This window comes from Hungatella sp., from assembly GCF_046966825.1.
This window is the reverse complement of sequence record NZ_JBKVCZ010000026.1, coordinates 17,553-35,990: the sequence shown is the minus strand read 5'-3', so window position 1 is coordinate 35,990 and position 18,438 is coordinate 17,553. Positions and strand designations below refer to the sequence as shown.

Below are 18,438 nucleotides of genomic sequence, written 5' to 3'. Positions count from 1 at the left end.
GAAATATTTTATTGACAAATGATGCGCGCCTGTGTATAATAGCATAGGTGCGTATTAATGGAGATTAATATGCTTATTAATTTGTCAGAGTTGTTTACCCTGGAAGGGAAAGAGAAAACTTATACACCCGATATTGAAATGGACACCTATCATTGCCCTAACGGCGATTATGAGGTGGCCTCCAAGGATAAGGTGGTTCTGCGAATTATGAATCTGGGTGACCGGAAGCTGGAAGTTGAGGGGAAGGCAAAGCTTACTCTGAAAGTTCCGTGTGACCGCTGCCTCGATCCTGTGGAAGTACCGTTGGAATTTGATATTATCCGCACTCTGGATTTGAATGAATCCGAGGAAGAGCGTGTAGAAGATCTCGATGAACAACCATATTTAAGTGGTTATAATCTGGATGTGGACCAGTTGGTTTGTGATGAACTCATACTGAATCTGCCTATGAAGGTTCTCTGCAGTGAAGACTGTAAGGGGATTTGTAATAGATGTGGAACAAATCTCAACCATGAGACTTGCGACTGCGATACAAGGTCTTTGGACCCCAGAATGGCGGTCATCCAGGATATTTTTAAACAGTTTAAGGAGGTGTAACCATGTCTATCTGTCCAAAGAACAAATCTTCTAAAGCTAGAAGAGACAAACGTAGAGCAAACTGGAAGATGAGTGCTCCGAACTTAGTTAAGTGCAGCAAGTGCGGCGAACTTATGATGCCTCACAGAGTTTGCAAGGCTTGCGGTTCTTATAACAAGAAAGAAATCATCAGCGTTGAAGACTAATTTTCAACAATCTCTATGACATGAACATGAAGTACAATGAAGACCTCCGGAGGATTTCCTCCGGGGGTTTTTGTTTGTAGAGGGCGTGATGTATTTGTGGCTGATGCGATGTGATTGTTGATGACATACGCGCAGGGGAGTGGTAAACTATGAGTAAGATCGATATAAAAAACGGTGTACTGCTGTAACAACCAATAAACGGAATATCGCACAATGGGAAATGAGGACTTTATGAAATCAGAAAAGCTGCAGACGAAAATAAACAAGTATTTTACGATATTCATTGTTTGTATTATTGTTACGCTGTCGGTGATGATCGGACGGTACTCTGGTTATAAGCTGCAGACAGAAACAGGGGAGAACTTAACCGATATGGCCGGTCAGATCTCCGCGCAGCTCGATCAGTTTATGTGGAATCATTATCACCAGCTCGATATGCTGAAGGCCGCCAGCTCACTTGTCTCCGATGAAAATTACAGAACCGATTCCACTCTGATAAAACAGCTTCAGGATTCCTTTCCGTCCTTTTCCTGGGTAGGGGTTACTGATGCGAACGGCATTGTCAAAGCGTCCAGCGGTGATGTTCTGTTAGATTCGGACATTTCCGCCAGGCCCGTATTTATAGAAGGAGCGAAAGGGGATTTTATAGGCGATGTCCATGAAGCTCTGCTGCTTTCGGAGCTGCTCCCCAATCCTTCGGGAGAGCCGCTTCGCTTTGTCGATATCAGTTCTCCTCTCTATGATAAAGAGGGGAATTTCAAAGGTGTCCTGGCCGCTCACTTGAACTGGAACTGGGCACAGGAACGGGTTGCAATGACTGCCGATACCTTCAGTGACAGCAAAAGAATGGAAGTGCTTGTACTCAGTAAGGATTACGACGTTTTGCTGGGGCCGAATGAACTCATCGGTGAATCTCTGGAACAGACAATGGGCCCCGTTATCAGGAGCAGCGAACGCCATTGGGCGTCCATCACATGGCCGGACAAGCAGAAGTATCTGACTGGTTTCAGTACCTCTGCCGGTTATGACGACTATAGCGGTCTCGGCTGGACGGTGGTCGTTCGCCAGCCGGTAAATATCGCTTATCAAAATATCGTGCAGCTTCTGCTTTGGCTGGCTGTCAGCGGTGTATTTCTCCTGTTCCTGTTTATGATTCTCTGTGGAGCGATATCGAGAAAGCTTACTGAACCCTTAAATGAGCTTTCCGAGGTGGCTACGCTTTTAAAAGCGGGACATAAGGTTCCGATGCCTGACTGCAATGGAATCTATGAGCTGGAGAAGCTGGAATCGGCCCTTTCTGACCTGTTCAGCGATTTAAACGTCACCGATGCCGCGTTATGTGAAATGAAGACCATCGCGACCACCGACCCGCTCACCGGTTTGAAAAACAGACTGGCTTTTGAAACCTATATCAATCAGTGCAGCGGTACGCTGGACCAGTCGGCCCAATCTCTTGCAATCCTTTATATGGATTTGGATGGATTCAAAACGGTCAATGACCAATTTGGCCACGGCATCGGCGATAAATTACTGATCGAGATTTCCAGACGGCTTACTGCAGCAGTACGCAGTAATGAGATTATTGCCAGAATCGGCGGCGATGAATTCTTAATTGCCCTGATTGCGCCCGTTGATATGACCGCATCCAACGTTGAACAGACCGCACAGCGCATTATCAAGGCGATTAATCAGCCGTTCTACTGTGAGAATCACAAGATCCAGGTGGGATGCAGCATAGGAAGCGCTGTTTTTCCTGGAGACAGCACAGAGCCGCAGACTGTCATTAAGTATGCGGATAAGGCGTTATACTATTCAAAGTCCCATAATAAGAATAGACTCACCAGCTATGCATCTATTGGAGGCGAGTAGTGTTTGTATGGAAGCTTCACCAGCCGGGGGATCTGCCTTCGGCTGGTAATAAATAATCATATCTTTATAGAAGTATTTTCCCAATCCGTTTCATCAGTACTATTTTTTCCCAACTATCATTTCACTGGATATTTTTCAGCAATTGTGGTATTCTATTCTTAATAAGAACATACGTTTGCATTGGAGGCATCCAGCTATGAAAACATCTGAAAATCGAATCTATGCGGCCATCGACTTAAAGTCGTTTTACGCCTCCGTGGAATGCATCGAACGCGGGCTTGATCCGCTGGCTACCAACCTTGTCGTGGCAGATACAAGCCGGACCAGCAAGACGATCTGTCTCGCGGTTTCCCCGGCGCTCAAGTCCTATGGCATTCCGGGGCGTGCCAGATTGTTTGAGGTGATTCAGAAGGTGAAAGAGGCGAACGCGGGACGGAGACAAGGGGCTCCTGGATTCCGTTTTTCCGGGGCCTCTGTGAATGACCGGGATTTAAAGGCGGATCCGGCCCTTTCCATCGACTATATCGCGGCGCCGCCCCGTATGGCGCTGTATATGGAATACAGTACAAGGATTTATAATATTTATCTGCGCTACATTGCACCGGAAGATATCCACGTGTATTCCATCGATGAAGTGTTCGTGGATGTGACCGACTATCTGCGTACCTACAGGCTTACGGCCCGGGAGCTTGTCAGAAGGATGATCATGGATGTGTTAAAGGAGACCGGTATTACGGCCACGGCAGGCATAGGGACGAACCTGTACTTAGGGAAAGTCGCCATGGACATCGTAGCCAAACACATCGCGCCGGATGAGAATGGGGTCAGAATCGCGGAACTGGATGAGGATTCCTACCGCCGCATATTATGGACACACAGACCGCTTATGGATTTTTGGCGGGTAGGGCGTGGGTATGCAAAGAAGCTGGAGGCCGCCGGTTTGTATACCATGGGGGACATCGCCAGATGCTCCCTGGGGAAGCCGACGGATTACCATAATGAGGAGCTGCTCTACAGGCTGTTCGGCATCAACGCAGAGCTTCTCATAGACCATGCGTGGGGCTGGGAGCCCTGTACGATGGCAGACGTGAAGGCTTATAAACCGGAGACGAACAGCACCGGCGCCGGCCAGGTGCTGCAGTGTCCCTACGACTATGCGAAGGCGAGACTGATCGTCCAGGAGATGACAGATCTGCTGGTGCTGGATTTGGTGGATAAGGGCCTTGTAACAGATCAGTTGGTGCTGACTGTGGGCTACGATATTGAGAATCTGACGAGGCCTGAGATCAGTAAAAAGTATAAGGGAGCCGTCACCACAGACCACTACGGCCGCAGGGTTCCGAAACACGCACATGGAACGGTGAATCTAAAACGGCAGACTTCTTCCACAAAACTGATCATGGACGCCGCCATGGATCTGTACGACAGGATCGTCGATCAGGATCTGCTGGTCCGCAGGATTTACATTACCGTGAATCATGTGGTGGAGGAAGGCAGTATTTCAAGGCAGGAGAGCTTTGAACAGATGGACCTGTTTACCGATTACGAGGCTCTTCAAAAGCAGAGGGAGCGGGAAGAGCAGGAGCTGGAACGGGAAAGACAGCTTCAGAAGGCTGTCCTGGATATTAAGAAGAAATTCGGGAAAAATGCCCTCTTAAAAGGTATGAACCTCGAAGAGGGGGCCATGACAATCGAACGCAACCACCAGATCGGCGGTCATAAGGCGTAATTTTACAGGAGGCATCTATGCAGAGAGAGACGGATCGACCAGATCGCTATGACGACATCATTCATTTGCCCCATCATGTTTCCACTATACATCCCAGCATGGCGGTATCTGACCGCGCGGCGCAGTTTTCTCCGTTTGCGGCCCTGACCGGCCATGATGCGGCCATTCAGGAAACGGCGCGGCTGACTGACCAGAAGATTGAACTTGATGAAAACAGCAAGGAGATTCTGAATGATAAACTGCTGCTGTTGATAGAAAAAATAAAGGAACAGCCAGCCGTAACGGTCATCTTTTTCGTTGCAGACGAGCGAAAAGCCGGCGGTTCCTACGTCACTGTCCATGGCCGTGTCAGGAAAGTGGATCGTTACAGGGAAGTACTGATTTTGCTGGATGGAACGGTAATTCCCCTCGATGATATTGTTGAAATAGAAGGTGAGGCGTTATGCCCTGTGGACTTTAGATTTGATTGATAAATTTTATCACCGTTTCAAGCCGACCATGGAACATTCCGTTTATGAATATGAAACAGTTCCGGCCTTTGCGTGTAAATAAATGCCGCAGCGCCAATGAGAACCATGGCACATTTTCCTGCTACGGACGAGAGCGGCATGGAAAACGCGGGATCCAGGTATTCCAGTGTCAGTGGGTACTGTGAGAAAAGAGCGCCGCTGTAGAGATCGAGGCTGTCGGGAAGCGGGAGAAAGCCTGTTCCGAATACCAGAGCCATCATTGGAAAAAGCAGGGAGGCGTGAATTTGTCCCGCCAGCATACCGATTCCCAGCAGAAGAATCATCGGAGGCAGGACCGCCGCCAGCGCTGGCACCACGTACTCACCGACAGGGACATCCCCGCCGAATAAGGCCAGCAGGAATCCGATTCCCAGGGCTGCCAGAAGAAGAACCAGCAAAAGCCAGGCAGCGGCCGCAGCACCGCATTTTACGAGCTGGTAGACACCCGGATTCTGCGCAGCCGTGGTTGTCAGCACAGCCGTGCGGCGAGCCGTATTGCTGCACTGGTTCCACACAAGGAACAGCAGGGCCACGCAGAGCAGGGGAAGAAGCTGTGACAGATAGCTGCCAAAACTCCAGGGGGAAAAGGGTGCGGTATGGGCTGTGCCCAGAATCGTTGTGGTATTTAATATCTGCCATCCATACCAGATGGTTACGGCGCTTAAGCCGAGGTAAAATTTGCTGAACACCATACGGCGCAGCTCATATCGGAATATCTTATTCACGTTCCACCTCCCCTTTCTTTAAGCCACAGGCATCTAAAAAATCCGTCAGCGTGATCATATCGGACAATCCGGAGGCCTGCCTGGTGTAGAGTTCAGACCAGATTTCATCAATTTTCTGCGGACCTGTCTTCTCGGCGGCGCGGTAGATCATCAGGGCGTTGCCGTCATACCAGTTGGAACCGCTTCTGGAGGCCAGAATCTCATTTGAGTAGCGTTTGGGAAGGCGGTCTAAGTATTCCGGATGGCGCTGATAAAAGGATGCGTGCTGGTCCTCCATGACAGCCTTCCATTTGTCTGTATAGTTTTCCCGGGCATAGTCTTCTCCCATAATTTCACTCATAAGACGGTAGGTGGTATAGACGGTGATTCCCTCGTCATTCCAGTCCTCGTCCTCCGGATCGTACAGCGTTGCGCCTAAGCCCCACCACTGGTGGATGATTTCATGGGCCAGAACCTCGGCGCTGGCCGGTCCTTTGGCCGGATTGTTGAGATTTTCGTCGCTGAAGTACGTTTCCCCCATGCCGCTGATGCTGCGGTTAGCAAAACCGCCGAATTGAAATGCAGTCAGCTGGACGATCTTAAACGGTTTGTCTTTGGTAAAGGAACGGGGACCATAGTGGCTGGTGCAGTAGGCGATGGCCTGTTCCATCAGCTCCAGGGCTCCGTTTTCCAGGCGTGACTGGTATCTTTTGCTGTAGTAAAACTGGATAGGCATTCCGCTGCCTGTGGCCAGTTCTTTATAGACATAGTCTCCGGCAAACAGCTGTATCCGATCGGTTCCCTGATCGGTAATAACCCAGCTGACAGTCCCGTCACGGTTATCGGAAAGCTGCTTTGGAGAACCGGTAGAGACGGGAGTCATGGCAGTCGGCAGCGTGATGGTTAAGGTGACAGGCGTATCTCCATCCTCCACGGGGGCGCAGCCTGCTACCGTGGGAGCGAGATGGTGGCTTGCAAGATAAATGCCTCTGCTGCTGATGTAGTTTCCGGACAGCTCCCGTTCCTGTGCATTCCAGATGCGGGGCATGCCTCCGTATGTAATCACAAGGCTGATTTCCTCATCCGCGGGCAGCGTACACCGCAGCTCTCTGGAAGCGATATAGTCATTTTTCAGATCCTCAAAAGGAAGCGGCTCCCCATTTGCAGTGATGGAACGGACACGATAGCCACTGTTTAAATTGAAGTAAAGCTCCTGTGGACTGCCGGAATTGTTGCGAATCTGCCAGGAGGCCTCCCCCGATAGAGTCCCCATCAGGAAGCTGTCGATGGTCACGTTCAGGGAGGTACTCTCTGTGGTCAGATGTTCATGAAACCGATCGGCTGTCTCCATGGAAATCCAGTCCTCGGGACAGTGGTCTATAAAGGGCTGTCTGTTCCATAAGACAGCGCCCAGAAGCAGAAGCAGTATGGAAGAAATGGGGAGTACCGGTCTTTTGATTCTGTGAATCATGGAACCGGCCGCCCCTTTTCCGTACTGCCGGACGCACAGAAGAGAGAGAAGCCAGCCGCCGCCCAGCAGGCACAGCCAGACCAGACGGCTGTAGAACGCGGTGCGCCATACGACAGCGCTCCCGAAGGCGTCGGACAGGGTGGAAACCAGAGGAATATTCCAGTGAGCGAGAAAGTACTGGCTGCACCAGCGGCTGCGCGAAAAGATGACAGCGGCCAGCAGGGCAAGAACGCTCACATCCAGCCGTCCGGTTATCTGGATCGCCATGGCGGCAGCCAGAGTCCCCATGACAGGACCTGACAGCAGAAATAAGAGGACGGCCAGCCAGTAATCTGAGAAGGAGAACACGATATTTAATTTCCACATGGTGTACGGAAGGTAGAGAATCCCGACAGCCAGGGACGTCAGAACAGCCAGACTCAACACAGCCAGCAGCCGTATGGCGTGCGTCTTCACAGGCGGGATAATCGTCTCTATGAGTGCTGCAGTACCGCTGCGGGCGGGCTGATCCAGGGCTGCAAGGATCAGCAGGGCGAAGAGAAGCGTCCCTGCCATTCCGCCGGTCAGCATTGGATTCGCCAGATAGAGCGCGCCCATGGAATCTCCGAAGGTTGGATGATAAAAGGAATAGCCGGCAATGGGGGCCAGCGCGGTCAGTGCGGCGGCCAGCCAGGCCAGACGGTTCCGCATGAGACGGCCGAATTCCACACGAAAGAGTGAGGATGCATTCATATTATTGCCCCTCCTTCGTGATGAGGTAGAGATAGGCGTCCTCCAGTGTGGGTTCTGCCGCCTCGGCCTCCGGTGGAAGAGTCTTTGCCACGCCGCGGCAGAGCACTCCCCTTGCCGTATTGATACGGGATGTGATGTGAAGGCCGGAATCTCTGCGTATACTGGCATCTTCAAGAAACACGCCTACATGCCCGGAAGCCTGGCGGATCAGCTCCTCGGGAGTACCTGTGAAAAGGATACGGCCGTGGTTGATGATGATGAGACGGTTGCACACAGACTGTACATCGTCGATGATATGAGTGGACAACAGCACCAGTTTGTTCTGCGCCGTTTCTGAAAATAAGTTCCGAAAACGAATACGTTCCTCGGGATCCAAGCCTACGGTAGGCTCATCGAATATCAGGAATTCAGGCATTCCCAACAGAGCCTGTGCGATTCCTACCCGCTGGCGCTGTCCGCCGGACAGAGTCCGTATACGGGTTTTGCGCAGTTCCTTTAAGCCGGTGGCAGCGAGCGCCTCGTCAATAGCGACTCTGCTGTCAGGACAGCCCTTGAGAGCAGCCATATAGTCCAGAAACTGCCAGACCGTAAGCTCATCGTAAAGTCCGAAATGCTGGGGCAGGCAGCCGAGTTTTGCCTTTAAAGCCCGTTCGCATTTCACCAGGGGCTCGCCGTCAACGGTTATATCTCCTGAGGACGGCAGAAGCCCTGCGACCAGCAGCTTCATCAGCGTTGATTTTCCAGCGCCGTTGGGGCCGAGAAGGCCGATGAGGCTTGGACTCTCCATCGTCAGGCTGATATCGTGAAGCGCCTGCTTTCCTGTTGGATAGATCATGTTTACATGTTCAATAGTGATCCGCATATTGTTTTTCCTCCTGCGTTTATTCCCATTGATTATAAATGATCCATTTGGAGGTGAGGTGGATTTTATGTGTAGTTTTCATGGAGACTGTCGTTTTTTTGATAACTGAAACTCACCGCCACCCGGACTCCGATTCCGGTATTCATGACCGTGCACACGGCCTTATGACGGTCCAGAATCATCCTGGCAAGATAGAGCCCGAGACCGCTGCCTCCGGTTTCACGGCTGCGGGATGCCTCTATCCGGTAAAAGGGTTCAAAGAGGCGGGGGAGTGATTCCGGTGGGATGTGGACTCCACTGTTCTCTATGTCCAGAATAAGCCCCGTGTCCCTTTCGGAGAGAGTGACTGAAATAAGAGCCGCATCCGGTGAGTATTTCAAGGCATTGGTCAGCAGGTTGGATATGGCGCAGCTTAACAGGACCCGGTCTCCCTGGATCACGGCTTTTGGTGGTAAAGAGACGGATATCTGCTGTTCTTTCAGCTGGGCGAAATCCTCGGCCAGATCGAGCTGTTCCTGAATCAGTTCCGTCAAGCTGACCGGATCGCTGCGGACAGTGGAGTCGTCCTGTTCCATACGGAAAATCGTCAGCATTTCCTGAATCAGCTTCTCCATGCGGCCGGTTACAGCGAGAGACCGGGCCAAATATTTATCCCGGTCCTGATAGATGTCCACCCCGGCCAGCATACCGGAAAGCTGTCCTTTCAGGACGGTAATCGGTGTTTTCAATTCATGGGAAGCGGCGGCAAAAAAGGCAGACCGGCGGCGTTCCATCTCGCGTTCGCGTTCGATATCCTGCTGAAGAGAAGCGTTCGCGTCCCGGAGCTCCGACAATGCGTCTCTGAGATGGTCGGAGAGTTCGTTTAAATTTCTGCCAAGCATACCGATTTCATCTTTTCGTGTCTCCGGACATTTCCAGTCGAAATCGAGGGACGCCAGCTTTCGGGAGATACCGCTGAGCCTGACAATGGGCCGGGTGATGCAGCGGGAGTAAAAAAGAGCCCCCAGCAGGGAGATGACAAACATGATCAGAATAAGACAGGGCAGCACGCGCCGCATGGCCTCGGAGGTCTCATTGACAGCGGAAACGCGGATAACGACGCTTAAATCATACGGCTTGCCGCTTCCCTTGAACGTTACGGCCGCATCCCAGTCTGTACTCGTATATTCGACTTCCGAGGAATCGGAGACGACTGCGGTAGCAGTGGAACGGCATGTGGATACGGAAGAGCCATCGTCTTCTATGATGACTGAATCCACAGCCTCCTCCTCCGGTGCATTGCCGGGCAGAAGGGACGTTTCTCCGTCCCCGGCCGTAATCCGAATCTCCGCGTTGTTCTCCTTCTCAAAACGGGAGATCAGCGGACCACTTTCCTCAAAGGTCGTTTCCGCCAAATCACTGATCAGCCGGTCCACCTTTTCGTTTAAATTATCGGCAATGATGGAGCGATAGGATATCGGCGTCGCCCATGCGAGAAAGAGATAGGTTACACTGCTGGATATGAGCAGAATCACGATCGTCATTAAGAAAATACGCGCAGTCAGACTTGTCCGGATATCAATGAATCTTTTCAACACGGTATCCCACCCCCCTTACCGTTTCAATATAGTCACGGTTCAGCTTCTTTCGCAGATTTTTGATATGGCTGTCCACGATGCGCTCATCACCGATAAAGTCGTAATTCCATAGTTGTCCCAACAGCACAGAACGGGTCAGGACGCGCCCCTGATTCTGTAAAAGCTCTTTTAAAAGTTCAAATTCCCGGGTGGTCAGATCGAGCAATGCTCCATCTACGGTTACCCGGTACGCGTCTAAGTCCATGACGATGTCGCGGTAGAAGAGCTGACGACTTTCTGTTTCAGACCCGGTCCGGCGCAGGACTGCGGCAATTTTTCTCAAAAGTATGGGCATGGAAAATGGTTTTGTCACGTAGTCATCGATCTGCAGATCAAATCCGCGGATCTGGTTTTCCTCTGTATCCAGAGCCGTCACCATGATGACCGGCACATCAGATTCCCTGCGGATGAGCTCGCATACGCCGTAGCCGTCGATCTTGGGAAGCATTAAGTCCAGCAGGATCAAATCCCAGCTTTCCCGGTGGAAACAGTCCATCGCCTGGATTCCGTCACTGGCCGCAGACACGCTGTAACCGGCGTCACGCAGATATGCACAAAGCATTTCCTGAATATCGGGTTCGTCTTCAATAACTAAAATTCGTTTCATAGGTTACTCCTCCTGTAAGCCAGTATATCATGGCTCTTTGAATTTTGCGTGGAGTTTTCTGAGATTCTTTCTTTAAATTATTTGTTTAAATACGGTTATATTGGCAGGAAGAGAAATATTATTCCTGTGAACCTTTGCTTTTTGCTGATGGCACAGTAGTAAGCTCAATAATAATATAAATGTAAACTTGATAATTATATAAGTTGACATTTGCACTATTTATTGGTAATATTTATCTTGTTACAATTGTAAACTTAGTATTTATTATGGTTTACAATCAAAAAAAGCAACAGGAGGAACTATGGCAGAAAGAGCAGAAAAGAAACTACAATATACCTCGGCAATAAACCTTACATATACCGCCATGTTTACAACGCTGATTGCCGCCGGAGCGTTTATCAAAATTCCGGTGCCCGTGGTGCCGTTTACGCTTCAGTTTTTGTTTACCATGCTGGCGGGGCTGCTGTTAGGCGGAAAGGGCGGAGCGCTCAGTGTAGCCCTCTATATGATCTTAGGCTTGGCCGGGCTTCCGATTTTTGCGGAAGGGGGCGGGTTCTGGTACCTTTTAAAACCCAGCTTCGGTTATATCATCGGTTTCTGTCTGGCAAGCTATGTAACTGGAAAAATGGTTGAAAAGCAGTATCCACTGACGATTAAAAAGCTGCTGACCGCAAATTTCACCGGCCTGTTCATCGTTTACGGCGTGGGGATGATTTATTACTATATCATCTGCAATTTCATCATCAATACGCCGATCGGACTGTGGCCGCTGTTTTTGTACTGCTTTATTCTGGCAGTTCCGGGTGATCTCTGTCTGTGCGTTCTGGCCGCGTATCTTGTAAAGCGCATTCAGCCTGTTATGAGGAAAATGAGGGGGAGGGGAATATGATTGAAGAATTAAAGGAACGGGTATTGGCAGGAGAACAGATTAATCGGGCAGAAGCGCTGCGTCTGGCGGAGGCGCCGTTAAAGGAGCTGACCGAAGCGGCGGATGAAATCCGTACCCGCTTTTGCGGCCGCACATTTGACCTGTGCACAATTATCAATGGAAAATGCGGCAGATGTTCGGAGGACTGTAAGTACTGCGCCCAGAGTGTCCATTACCAAACCGCCTGCACCGGGGCATATGAGCTCCTGTCAACGGAAAAGCTTGTGGAACAGGCAAAATATAACGCGGAACAGGGCGTCCTTCGCTATTCCATTGTGACCTCCGGAAAAAGGCTTTCTGACCGGGAAGTGGATGCAGTTTGTGAAAGCATACGCGAAATAAGAGCACAGACCGGAATTTTGGTATGCGTTTCTTTCGGGCTCTTATCAGAAAGGCAGTTTGAGAAACTGAAACGTGCCGGGGCATCACGGGTTCACTGTAATCTGGAGACGTCTGAGCGCTATTTCCCCCAGGTCTGCACCACGCACACCTACCGCGATAAGATTGAGACCTTAAAGGCCGCCGTAAGAGCCGGACTTGACGTCTGTTCCGGCGGCATTATTGGCCTGGGAGAGACTATGGAGGATCGCATCGATATGGTCCTGACTGCCAGGGAACTGGGCGTTAAATCGATACCGGTAAATCTGCTGAATCCGATTCCCGGAACCCCTTATGAACATAATCCGGTTCTCACCAACGAAGAATTATGCCGGACGGCGGCCGTATTCCGTTTTCTGATCCCGGATGCCTCCATACGCCTGGCAGGCGGCCGGGGGCTGGTGGAGGATAAAGGGAAAATGTGTTTTAAGAGCGGGGCTAACGCAGCCATAAGCGGAGATATGCTGACCACCGCAGGGATTACGGTACAGACGGATATGGAACTGCTGAAAAACATTGGATACGAGGTAAAATTGGACGATGAGTAAAAATATCTTTATCACCGGGACCGGGACGGATATCGGAAAAACGTTTGTGACTGGTCTGATTGTCAAAAAGCTGCATGAGAGCGGACGCAGCGCCGCCTACTATAAAGCTGCCATGAGCGGAAATGAACGCAGGGAAGATGGGAGCCTGATACCGGGGGATGCGCTGTATGTAAAGACAGTCTCCGGCATTGGACAGCCTTTGGAGGAAATGTGTCCGTACATCTATGAAAATGCCTTTTCTCCTCACCTTGCCTCGCGGATTGAGGGAAATCCGGTGCAGATGCAGGTGGTGAAAGAGGGCTTCGAAGCCGTAGGCCGGAAGTATGAATACGTCACCATGGAGGGCAGCGGCGGCATCCTCTGTCCCCTCTGTTACGACGAAGCAAAGATTCAGCTGGAGGATGTGATCCGGGAACTGGGACTGGCCTGCCTGATCGTCGCAGACGCGGGGCTCGGCACAATCAATGATGTGGTCCTCACGGCCGGGTACATGCGTGCCCGGAATATTCCCGTGAAAGGAATTATTTTCAACCATTTCCACCCCGGAGATGTGATGGAAGAGGACAATCGGAACATGTGTGAATCACTGACAGGCCTTACCGTGCTGGCCTGTGTCAAGGACGGCGATACGGAGCTGGCCATGGAGGCAGAGGCGCTGGCGTCGTTCTATGAGCCGGGAGAGGAGGTATCCATATGATCTGGTATCCATATCAGCAGATGAAGACGATGAAACCTCCTTATAGGATTGTCAACGCGGAGGGGGTCTGTCTTTATACGGAGGACCGGAAACTGATAGATTCTGTATCGTCTTGGTGGAGCGTGATTCACGGTTATAAGCATCCGGTGCTGACCGAGGCGGTCAAGTCTCAGGCGGACTGCTTTTCCCATGTCATGCTGGGGGGACTGACCCATGAACCGGTGGAAAAGCTGTCGGCCAAACTGCAGGAATGGCTGCCGGGAGATTTAGACTACTGCTTCTTTTCGGACTCCGGAAGCGTGGCGGTGGAGGTGGCCCTGAAAATGGCACTGCAATTCTATACAAACCGGAATATCAGACGGGAGAAAGTCCTGTCTCTGACTCATTCTTACCACGGCGATACCTTTAAAGCGATGGAAGTAGGGGACGATGAGGATTACCACTTCGCCTTCGGGGAGAAAAAGAATGTTATTCATATACCAACGGAAATACCGGCGCTGGAGGAGGCATTTCACCTCCATCACGACGAACTGAACTGTCTGATCGTCGAACCGCTTCTGCAGGGAGCCGGCGGCATGCTCATGTACGACATATCTTTCTTAAAGCGGGCCAGAGAGCTGTGCGATGAGTATGACGTGCTTCTGATCTTCGATGAGGTGGCCACCGGCTTTGGCCGGACAGGACACCGGTTTGTGGCCGATCTGGTATGTCCCGATATACTGGTGCTGGGAAAGGCGCTGACCGGCGGCTATATCGGGCACGCGGTGACGGTTGCGAACCACAAGGTATACCAGGGCTTTTACGGGGATGATCCCTCCCTGGCGCTGATGCATGGCCCTACTTTTATGGGAAATGCCCTGGCCTGCAGTGTGGCGCTAAAATCGATTGAACTTTTCGAGTCGGAAGACTATATGGCGAAAATCAGCCGGATCGCGGCGATTACCAGGAGAGAGATGGAGGACTTCGAGGACAGCCGCATAAAAGAGGTGCGCATGATGGGTGGCTGCGTCTGTGTGGAGGTCTTCGATCCGGCTGTATTGGAGGGATACCAGCAGTTCGCATTTGAACGGGGCGTATTCAGCCGTCCGTTTTTGAGATATCTGTACGCGATGGTTCCGTATGTGATCGAGGAGGCGGAGCTGGTAATGGTATTGGATACGATGAAGGCCTGGTTTCAGAGGCGTTAATCAGGGCATTGCATGTCTGACTGATCAGGTTTTCGGACGGGATAAGCCTGTAATCTGATAAATAAAACGGTAATCTGATAAAAGAGATGGGCTGATGGTTAAAAAATATATTTAACCGTCAGCCCATTTTGCATGTCCCTGATTCATTGATAACGGGATATGTTCCTTAAATGCAGTTGTTGGCTGACAAATATTGTTGTCAAAATATGTTGACAAAGAAAGTTGTCAATTCTATACTAAGGTGACAAGAATAGTTGTCAAAATGCAAATGGTAATTGTCATGTGGAAAGGAGAACTATGCCTTTATATAACAGGTTGAAGGAACACCGGGCAAGGCTCGGCGTGAATCAGGCGGAGTTGGGGAATCTGGCAGGTGTATCCAGGCAGACGATCAGCTTAATTGAGCGGGGCGATTACTCCCCCTCGGTGACATTGGCGCTTAAGCTGGCACGGATTCTGTCCGTGACAGTGGAAGACATTTTTGCGTATGAAGAGGAGGAGACAAAATGAAAGTGAAAAATTCATATTTAAAATTAATGCTGTGGACTTTGTCAGGGGCAGCGATCGGAGCAGTGCTTGGAGCCGGATCCATCATGTTTGCTAAAAGGGGGGCTGTATCCCTGGCAGAACTGCTGTATGCGGGAGCGGTGCGGTCTGCCTTATGGATTCAGCTGATAGTCTGGCTGGTGCTGGGAGGCTGCTCCCTGGTTTTGATGAACAAGGCGAAAAAGTGGTCCCCCCTTATGGATTCCGATGAGGAAGGCGTAACGGAGAAAAAGGTAGGCAACGCTCAGAATACTGTTTTGACTCTTACCAATGTCAATTTGGTCATTCAGTTTATGGCATTCGGCATAGGATTTGATAAGAGAAACACGTTTGCGCTTTTGTCTGTGGTCGTATTTTTAGTATCCACAATCTCCATGGTCTGTGTGGAAATAGCGGTTATTAAACAGGTGAAAAAGACGAATCCACTGAAAAAGGGAGATCCTGCGGATTTTTCCTTTTTGAGGACATGGGAAGAAAGCTGTGATGAAGCGGAACGGCTGCAGATTTACCGCTGCGGCTACAAGGTATTTCAGATAACGAGACATTCACTTTTGTTTGGACTTGTGATTGCATTTATAGGAAAGATAAACATGGGAACAGGCAGTATGCCGATCCTGCTGTTAGGCCTGATCATGTTGATTCAAAGCATTTCCTATGGGATCTATTCCTTGAGAGAAGGAAAAGGATTGCGGGAATAGGATTGTAATTTTACATGATATGAGGGCATGATATAAGGAAAAGGAAGTGATTTGACGAAATCACTTCCTTTTCCTTATATCCTTACGGCTGCAGACAGAATATCCGCGTTACTTAAGGCCCATTTCTTCCCGAACTTCCATGAAGCATTTTACAATAAAATCAATGTCTTCTTTTGTATGGCTTGCGCATACCTGGGTGCGGATTCTCGCCTTCCCCTTTGGTACGACCGGGAACGAGAAAGCCACGACATAGACACCCTTTGCCATCATTCTCTTTGCAAATTCTCCAGCCAGTTTTTCATCATACAACATGACCGGCACGCAAGGGTGGTTTCCCGGAATGATATCGAATCCGTTGTCCGTCAGCTGCTTTCTGTAGTATGCGGTGGTTTCCTCAAGATGATCCCGCAGCTCCGTGCTTTCCTCCAGCATGTCAAACAGCTCTAAGCTGGCGCCGACGATCGCAGGGGCCAGAGTGTTGGAGAATAAGTATGGACGGCTTCTCTGACGAAGCAGATCGATGATTTCCCTGCGCCCGGAGGTGTATCCGCCTGACGCTCCGCCCAGGGCCTTGCCGAGAGTACCAGTGATAATATCCACGCGGCCTTCCACGCCGTTGTATTCCGCCGTTCCGCGGCCGTGCTTTCCGATGAAGCCTACCGCGTGGCTGTCATCCACCATGACCAGCGCATGGTACTGGTCTGCCAGATCACAGACACCCTTTAAGTTGCAGATAATTCCATTCATGGAGAAAAACGCCGTCTGTGGCGATCAGCTTGATTCTTGCTCCGGCAGTGTCCGCCTCTGAAGCTTCTTCCAGATCAGCCATGTCATTATTTTTGTAACGATACTGTTTGGCCTTGCAGAGCCGTACGCCGTCGATGATGGAAGCGTGGTTCAGCTCGTCGCCGATAACCGCATCGTTCTCTGTGAGAATCGTCTCGAACAGGCTGCCATTGGCATTAGCAGAGGAGTAAAGAATCGTATCATCTGTTCCAAGAAAATTGGAAATCTTTGCTTCCAGTTCCTTATGAATGTCCTGGGTTCCGCAGATGAAACGGACAGAAGCCATGCCGTAGCCCCGGTTGTCGTACGTTCTCTTTGCGGCATCGATCAGTCTCTGGTTGTCGCCAAGGCCAAGATAGTTGTTCGCGCACATGTTGATGACTTCCCTGCCATCCTCCAGCTTTACGCGGGCGCCCTGGGCGGAAGCAATCGGTGCCTCTCCCTTAAACAGGCCGGCTTCCCTGATGTCTTCCACTTCTTTCGTATAAATACTTAAAATATCGTTTTTGCGTGCCATTTTCAAATCTCCTTTTTCTTTAATCATTGATATGGGACCAGTCCAGAATTACTTTGCCCGACTGTCCGGAAATCATAGCTTCAAATCCCTTTTCGTAATCGCGTATATCAAACCGGTGAGTAATGATCGGCGATATATCCAGACCGGCCTGAACCATGGTGGTCATCTTATACCAGGTATCCCAGACCTTTCTGCCGTAAATACCGCGAAGATTCAGGCCATTGAATATAACGGTCTCTAAGTCAACCGTGGTTTCCCGTCCCTGGAGTCCCAACAGCGCAATCTTACCGCCGTGCTTCATGTTATGGATCATATCAGAAAGACCGGCAGGACTTCCGGACATCTCCATGCCCACGTCAAAGCCTTCCGTCATTCCGATGGATTTCATTACATCGGCCAGCGTCTCTTTTCTTAAGTTGACCGTTCTTGTAGCCCCCAGCTTCTTCGCCAGATCCAGCCGGTAATCGTTTAAATCCGTCACGACCACATGGCGCGCCCCGCAGAATTTTGCGATGGCCGCAGCCATGATACCGATAGGGCCTGCCCCGGCAATCAGGACGTCCTCGCCCAGAAGGTCGTAGGAGAGCGCTGTATGGGTGGCGTTGCCGAACGGATCGAAGATGGAGTAGAGCTCCTCCGGAATATTCGGATTACAGGGCCACACGTTGGAGGACGGAATCACCAGATATTCCGCAAACGCTCCGTTCCGGTTTACACCGACTCCTTTTGCATCCCGGCAGTTTTCCTTATGGCCTTCCAGACAGTTCCTACACTTACCGCAGGTGATATGGCCTTCACCGGATACCAGATCCCCCACCTGATGTCCGGTTACGCCCGCGCCTGTCTCCACGATCTCGCCCACATATTCGTGGCCTGCGGTCAGGCCGATCGGAATGGTGTGCTGTGCCCAGTCATTCCATTGATAGATGTGTACGTCCGTACCGCAGATGGCCGTCTTATGAATCTTGATTTTTACATCATTCGGTCCAACGGCCGGAACCGGCACGCGCTCCATCCAGAGCCCTTCCTCAGGTTTCTTTTTCGTCAATGCCCACATGGTTTGTTCCTGCATGATATTACCCCCTTTACACTGCTTGATTATGGAAAAATACTGTTTCCGTGTATCTGATACCTACATTATAAGGGGCGGCAGGACAAATAGCAAGAAAAATATTCCGTATTGGGCGGACATTTTTGAAAGAAGTGTATTTGTATCACGAACACGAACGATTGTTTTTTTCTGGCATACACTTGGGAGTCCCGATGGAATCC

General features: G+C 50.6%; 17 protein-coding genes and 1 pseudogene. 11 read left to right on the top strand and 7 right to left on the bottom strand.

The window, feature by feature from the left end; all coding sequences use genetic code 11:
- The first annotated feature begins 69 nt into the window (after positions 1 to 69).
- The 5 genes from ACLTD4_RS10670 (at position 70) to ACLTD4_RS10650 (ending at position 4,850) form a co-directional block, all read left to right on the top strand.
- Positions 70 to 597: a YceD family protein gene (locus tag ACLTD4_RS10670; protein WP_025531794.1), complete on the top strand. Its 528-nt coding sequence runs from the start codon at positions 70 to 72 to the stop codon at positions 595 to 597.
- A gap of 2 nt (positions 598 to 599) precedes the next feature.
- Entirely contained in the window at positions 600 to 782 is a 183-nt protein-coding gene (gene rpmF, locus ACLTD4_RS10665) for a 50S ribosomal protein L32 (protein WP_002604249.1), read from the top strand.
- 231 nt (positions 783 to 1,013) lie between these two features.
- Positions 1,014 to 2,651 carry a diguanylate cyclase domain-containing protein gene (locus tag ACLTD4_RS10660; protein WP_117623529.1) on the top strand — a complete coding sequence of 546 codons (1,638 nt, stop codon included), beginning with the start codon at positions 1,014 to 1,016 and terminating at the stop codon, positions 2,649 to 2,651.
- 196 nt (positions 2,652 to 2,847) lie between these two features.
- Positions 2,848 to 4,380: a DNA methylase gene (locus ACLTD4_RS10655; RefSeq protein WP_117623509.1), complete on the top strand. Its 1,533-nt coding sequence runs from the start codon at positions 2,848 to 2,850 to the stop codon at positions 4,378 to 4,380.
- A 17-nt stretch (positions 4,381 to 4,397) separates the two neighbouring features.
- A complete protein-coding gene (locus tag ACLTD4_RS10650) occupies positions 4,398 to 4,850 on the top strand; it encodes a hypothetical protein (RefSeq protein ID WP_117623508.1) in 453 nt (150 codons plus the stop codon).
- 17 nt (positions 4,851 to 4,867) lie between these two features.
- Here the strand turns inward: ACLTD4_RS10650 and ACLTD4_RS10645 are convergent, their stop codons facing one another.
- The 5 genes from ACLTD4_RS10645 to ACLTD4_RS10625 form a co-directional block, all read right to left on the bottom strand.
- Entirely contained in the window at positions 4,868 to 5,614 is a 747-nt protein-coding gene (locus tag ACLTD4_RS10645) for a hypothetical protein (RefSeq protein WP_117623507.1), read from the bottom strand.
- A complete protein-coding gene (locus tag ACLTD4_RS10640) occupies positions 5,607 to 7,796 on the bottom strand; it encodes a M1 family aminopeptidase (protein WP_412331304.1) in 2,190 nt (729 codons plus the stop codon). Before ACLTD4_RS10640 ends, ACLTD4_RS10645 begins: the two co-directional genes overlap by 8 nt.
- Position 7,797: 1 nt before the next feature.
- Positions 7,798 to 8,658, bottom strand: coding sequence for an ABC transporter ATP-binding protein (locus tag ACLTD4_RS10635; RefSeq protein WP_412331303.1), 861 nt, complete (start codon positions 8,656 to 8,658; stop codon positions 7,798 to 7,800).
- Positions 8,659 to 8,723: 65 nt separating this feature from the next.
- Positions 8,724 to 10,232, bottom strand: a complete 1,509-nt coding sequence (locus ACLTD4_RS10630; RefSeq protein WP_412331302.1) for a sensor histidine kinase — start codon at positions 10,230 to 10,232, stop codon at positions 8,724 to 8,726.
- Positions 10,216 to 10,881 carry a response regulator transcription factor gene (locus ACLTD4_RS10625; protein ID WP_055652659.1) on the bottom strand — a complete coding sequence of 222 codons (666 nt, stop codon included), beginning with the start codon at positions 10,879 to 10,881 and terminating at the stop codon, positions 10,216 to 10,218. Before ACLTD4_RS10625 ends, ACLTD4_RS10630 begins: the two co-directional genes overlap by 17 nt.
- Positions 10,882 to 11,182: 301 nt before the next feature.
- Between ACLTD4_RS10625 and ACLTD4_RS10620 the strand changes: the two genes are divergently transcribed.
- The 6 genes from ACLTD4_RS10620 to ACLTD4_RS10595 all read left to right on the top strand — a co-directional run bounded on the left by ACLTD4_RS10620 (position 11,183) and on the right by ACLTD4_RS10595 (position 15,863).
- A complete protein-coding gene (locus tag ACLTD4_RS10620; RefSeq protein WP_117623504.1) occupies positions 11,183 to 11,770 on the top strand; it encodes a biotin transporter BioY in 588 nt (195 codons plus the stop codon).
- Positions 11,767 to 12,735 (top strand): biotin synthase BioB, encoded by a 969-nt coding sequence (gene bioB / locus ACLTD4_RS10615; RefSeq protein ID WP_117623503.1) that lies wholly within the window; start codon positions 11,767 to 11,769, stop codon positions 12,733 to 12,735. Before ACLTD4_RS10620 ends, bioB begins: the two co-directional genes overlap by 4 nt.
- Positions 12,728 to 13,432 carry a dethiobiotin synthase gene (gene bioD, locus ACLTD4_RS10610; protein WP_117623502.1) on the top strand — a complete coding sequence of 235 codons (705 nt, stop codon included), beginning with the start codon at positions 12,728 to 12,730 and terminating at the stop codon, positions 13,430 to 13,432. Before bioB ends, bioD begins: the two co-directional genes overlap by 8 nt.
- Complete coding sequence (gene bioA, locus ACLTD4_RS10605) at positions 13,429 to 14,619, top strand: adenosylmethionine--8-amino-7-oxononanoate transaminase (RefSeq protein ID WP_117623501.1); 1,191 nt, start codon at positions 13,429 to 13,431, stop codon at positions 14,617 to 14,619. Before bioD ends, bioA begins: the two co-directional genes overlap by 4 nt.
- 297 nt (positions 14,620 to 14,916) lie before the next feature.
- On the top strand, positions 14,917 to 15,129 hold the full coding sequence (locus ACLTD4_RS10600; RefSeq protein WP_025530979.1) for a helix-turn-helix transcriptional regulator: 213 nt from the start codon (positions 14,917 to 14,919) through the stop codon (positions 15,127 to 15,129).
- Positions 15,126 to 15,863: a DUF3169 family protein gene (locus ACLTD4_RS10595; protein ID WP_117623500.1), complete on the top strand. Its 738-nt coding sequence runs from the start codon at positions 15,126 to 15,128 to the stop codon at positions 15,861 to 15,863. Before ACLTD4_RS10600 ends, ACLTD4_RS10595 begins: the two co-directional genes overlap by 4 nt.
- 108 nt (positions 15,864 to 15,971) lie before the next feature.
- Here ACLTD4_RS10595 and ACLTD4_RS10590 read toward each other — a convergent pair.
- Both ACLTD4_RS10590 and tdh read right to left on the bottom strand, forming a co-directional pair.
- Positions 15,972 to 17,166: pseudogene (locus tag ACLTD4_RS10590) on the bottom strand (glycine C-acetyltransferase).
- Between the two features lie 19 nt (positions 17,167 to 17,185).
- Positions 17,186 to 18,238: an L-threonine 3-dehydrogenase gene (tdh, locus tag ACLTD4_RS10585; protein WP_117623498.1), complete on the bottom strand. Its 1,053-nt coding sequence runs from the start codon at positions 18,236 to 18,238 to the stop codon at positions 17,186 to 17,188.
- Between the last annotated feature and the right edge of the window lie 200 nt (positions 18,239 to 18,438).